This window comes from Psychrobacter sp. BF1, from assembly GCF_019279065.1.
GTDB classification, from domain to species: Bacteria; Pseudomonadota; Gammaproteobacteria; order Pseudomonadales; family Moraxellaceae; genus Psychrobacter; species Psychrobacter urativorans.
This window is the reverse complement of sequence record NZ_JAGYWV010000022.1, coordinates 1-4,104: the sequence shown is the minus strand read 5'-3', so window position 1 is coordinate 4,104 and position 4,104 is coordinate 1. Positions and strand designations below refer to the sequence as shown.

Annotated in this window: 1 protein-coding gene; it reads left to right on the top strand. The window is 40.5% G+C overall.

Annotated features, from left to right (window positions below; genetic code table 11):
• A partial coding sequence (locus tag KZA12_RS14395; protein ID WP_256933002.1) for an Ig-like domain-containing protein occupies positions 1-3,421 on the top strand: 3,421 nt, incomplete at its 5' end.
• Positions 3,422-4,104: the final 683 nt, after the last annotated feature.

The window sequence follows — 4,104 nt, the reverse complement described above, 5'->3', positions numbered from 1 at the left end:
TGATAACGGTCAAGCGGTTGAAGTGGTGCCAGGCACCGACGTGGTTGCAAGCTTAACGGACAAAGCGGGTAACCCAGGTCCAAGCGCAACAGCGACGGCACCAACGGCGGACACTGTGGCACCAACCGCCACGATAGCGATTACCGATACTGCACTAAGCATTGGCGAAACTACCCCTGTAACAATCACCTTCTCAGAGGCAGTTAAAGGTCTAGAAATTGCTGACTTTAATATTGAAAATGGTGTTCTATCTAACTTAACCACCAGTGATGGCGGTAAGACTTGGACAGGTACTTTGACGCCAGTGGCCAATATCGAATACCCAACTAACGTCATTAGCTTAGCTGCTGGTACTTATACTGACTTGGCAGGTAATAAGGGTGCTGCAGCTACCAGTGATAACTTCACTGTGGACACCAAAGCGCCAACCGCCATAATAGCGATTACCGATACCGCACTAAGCATTGGCGAAACTACCCCTGTAACGATTACCTTCTCAGAGGCAGTTACAGGTCTAGAAATTGCTGACTTTAATGTTGAAAATGGTGTTCTATCTAACTTAACAACCAGTGATGGCGGTAAGACTTGGACAGGTACTTTGACGCCAGTGGCCAATATCGAAGACACTACTAACGTTATTAGGCTAGTTGCTGGTACTTATACTGACTTGGCAGGTAATAAGGGTGCTGCAGCTACCAGTGATAACTTCACTGTGGACACCAAAGCGCCAACCGCCAACGCCAATATTGCTAGTTACGTAGATAATGTAGGATCTATTCAGAGTACCAGCTCGACTGCACCAACCACTGACGATAGTAATGTTACTTTAAAAGGTACTGTTAGCGGTTTGCAACCTGGTGAGCAGGTCAATGTTTATGGCAATGGTAATTTACTGGGCAAAGCTATCGTCGATGGTACAGGCAACTGGACTTATGACACGGCTACCACTACCGCAGGTGCTACGTACACTGTAAAAGTGGCAGATGCCGCTGGTAACACTAAAGATGGCAGCGGTTCATTAGCGATTAAGTTAGACACGACAGCCCCAACCACCAACGCTACCATCGAAAGCTATATAGATAATGTGGGGTCTATACAAAGTCCCAACTCTAAGGCACCAACCACAGATGACAGTAATGTCACTCTAAAAGGTACAGTAGGCACGCTGCAACCTGATGAACAGGTAAATGTTTATGCCAATGGTAATTTACTGGGCAAAGCTACCGTCGATGGCACAGGCAACTGGACTTATGACACGGCTACCACTACCACAGGTGCTACTTACACTGTAAAAGTGGCAGATGCCGCTGGCAATACTAAAGATGGTAGCAAGTCTTTAGATATTCAGCTAGACAACACGCCGCCTGCTGCTCCAAAAGTAGTCAATACTAATGATGGCTTAGTCTCATATAACGAAGCTATAGACAGCGATGGTGTGATTACTGTTCAAGCTGAGGCGGGTACTAAATCTATCGTTGTCTTTACCAGTGCTAATGGTCAGACGGTCACCAAAGAATTTGCGAATACGGGAGCTGCTCTACCAGTGAAGTTAACCGCTGCAGAAATGGACCAGTTGCGTGAAGGTAATGTTACAGTAAGTACTACCGTGGTAGATGCGGCAGGTAATACCACGGTGCCAAATAATACCGGTGCGTTCACCATAGATGCCTTACCAGTATTAAGTAAAAATACTTACAATCTAGAGTATTTTGAAAACAGCTTGGTGTCGGACGTTGTGGGCACTATCAAGGCTACTGATAATGTCGGTGGAGGTGTAAGCGAATATAAATTTAAACATTCTAACGGCACTCTATCATCTACTTCAGAAGATGGCGCTTATAGTATTGATAATAATGGTAACGTTAAGCTCACTACAGCAGGTGGTGCTCTGGCTTCTAATAGCAGTGCCCCTTCTAACAATAAGTTTAATGACTATGAAACACCAAGCAATAACTTCAATGGCTATAAAGTGGTAGCGATAGATAACGCAGGTCAAGAGTCAGCGACTGCTTCTACCGTAAACTTTAAAGTCAATAATGTCATTGCTTTCCATAATATTGGTGGTCCAGATGTTAATACGACCACTAGTATTATTCCAACGGCTAATAACGCTCAGGGTGGCCCTGTCACTACCACACAGAGTCAATACTTCACTACTGAAAACGCTGACTTCGTGTATGTTGGGTATACTGAGTCTGGAGAATATTGGAATGGAGGCTTTCCTGTTGAAGGGGGATCTGTTGAAGATACGACGGGTAGAAATAGTACCTTAAATACCGCTGGTGGTAATGACGTAATCAAAATATACCGTGATATACGTGATGGTGGTAAAGTCTTAGCGGGTGCCGGTGATGATACTCTGATAGTAGGAGTAGATATCAATCTGGATGGCATAGTGGATATGGGTACCGGTGATGACGTAGTTGTCGTTGGTCGCCGAATAGGTCGAGCTACTATTGATTTAGGGGAGGGTAATAATTCATTAACTGCCAACCAGATTAATGATTCAGAATCTACAATTACAGCAGGAGCAGGTAATGATATCTTTACCTCTTATGGCCGTATTGAAGGTTATGCGGGTGTTATTGGTATTGGCGCTAAAGATATAATAGTTAATCTAGGCGATGGTAATAACACCATTACTGCATTCGACGATGTCCGCCGCGCTCAGATTACCACTGGTAGTGGCAATGATATATTCCGTATCGATGACACAAATGGCCAATTTAATGATAGAGAACTTGATAACGCCACAGTAAATCTTGGCAATGGCTCTAATACCGTTGAGATATTAGATGGTAATATGACTAGCTCTACAATTACTACCGGTAGCGGTAATGACGTATTTAATTTCAGACTTGATGTTGGTAGTTCTTCTACTATTAATACTGGTGCTGGCGATGATACAGTTACTCTTAGCGGTAGTTTACTAGGAGGTTCGACTATTAATTTAGGCGCTGGTAATGATACCTTTATTTATGGAGGCACAACTTTAAACGGCGTGGTTAATGGCGGTGTTGGTATAGATACCATCGAGTTGACGACTACTGATAACGTGTTTACTGGGGGGAATAATAGTCCGACCAACCTAGCATCAGCGAACTTCACTGGTATTGAAGTAATCAAGATGCAAGGAAGCAATGCAGTTGATATTAAGTATTCAGAGCTGTTATCAGATACTACTAATATTGGAGCGTTATTTATTCAAGGTCAAAGCAATGACAAAGTCGATCTCGGTCAAAATAACTGGAATAGTGATACCACCGCAAGTCAACGAAATCTTTTAGATGGTAGTGGTAGCTGGTCGACCAGTAATACTGCAGTAGTTGAAGGCGTCACTTATAATATTTATCATCATAGCGCGGCAGGTATTGACCTCAGCAATGATGTCTATATCCAACAAGGAATTGTGGTCATCTAATCCTTAATAGTCGCTACAGTTAAAAAACGCTTCCAAAAAAGGGGGCGTTTTTTATGGCTATTATTTAGTATTTAAAAGCCGATTATGTCTCAACGGTTGATAATTAACCTTAAACGGTCACAGCCATTTTTAATATTTACTTTGCTACTATCTGCTCTAAATATCTTTTAAAACCAATACTTATATCTGTTATAGTGAGCTATATAATGATCATGAAGTTTTATATACATATCAGTAAACTTAATTAACTCCTATTGTTAGCAATCAGTAGCCTATTTACCTAAGATGGTATAGGAAATTGATTTAATAAATATAAATAATGACGATAGCTGATAGAGTCAATATTTAACTGTTTAATTTTAATTTAAAAAATTCATATATTAATAAAATAAAAAAATCTATTAATATTAGTAATAAAAAGTTTATAGTCTATAAATACTTTCTAAATAGATAACAAGTTTAAATAAGTAATCTATTTATCTAATACCGCTATTGTTTTTATAGTAGGGTGGCTAATTTAATAGCACTAACATAAAGTAAAACAATAAAATAGTAACTATAGTCAGTTCTTTTTAAATAAGATACAATCGTTTTAAAACAAACGAAATGGCAGAATAACAAATGACCTATTCAGCAGATTTTCGAGCACAAGTGATTAAAAGTGTCAAAAGCAAAGACATGAG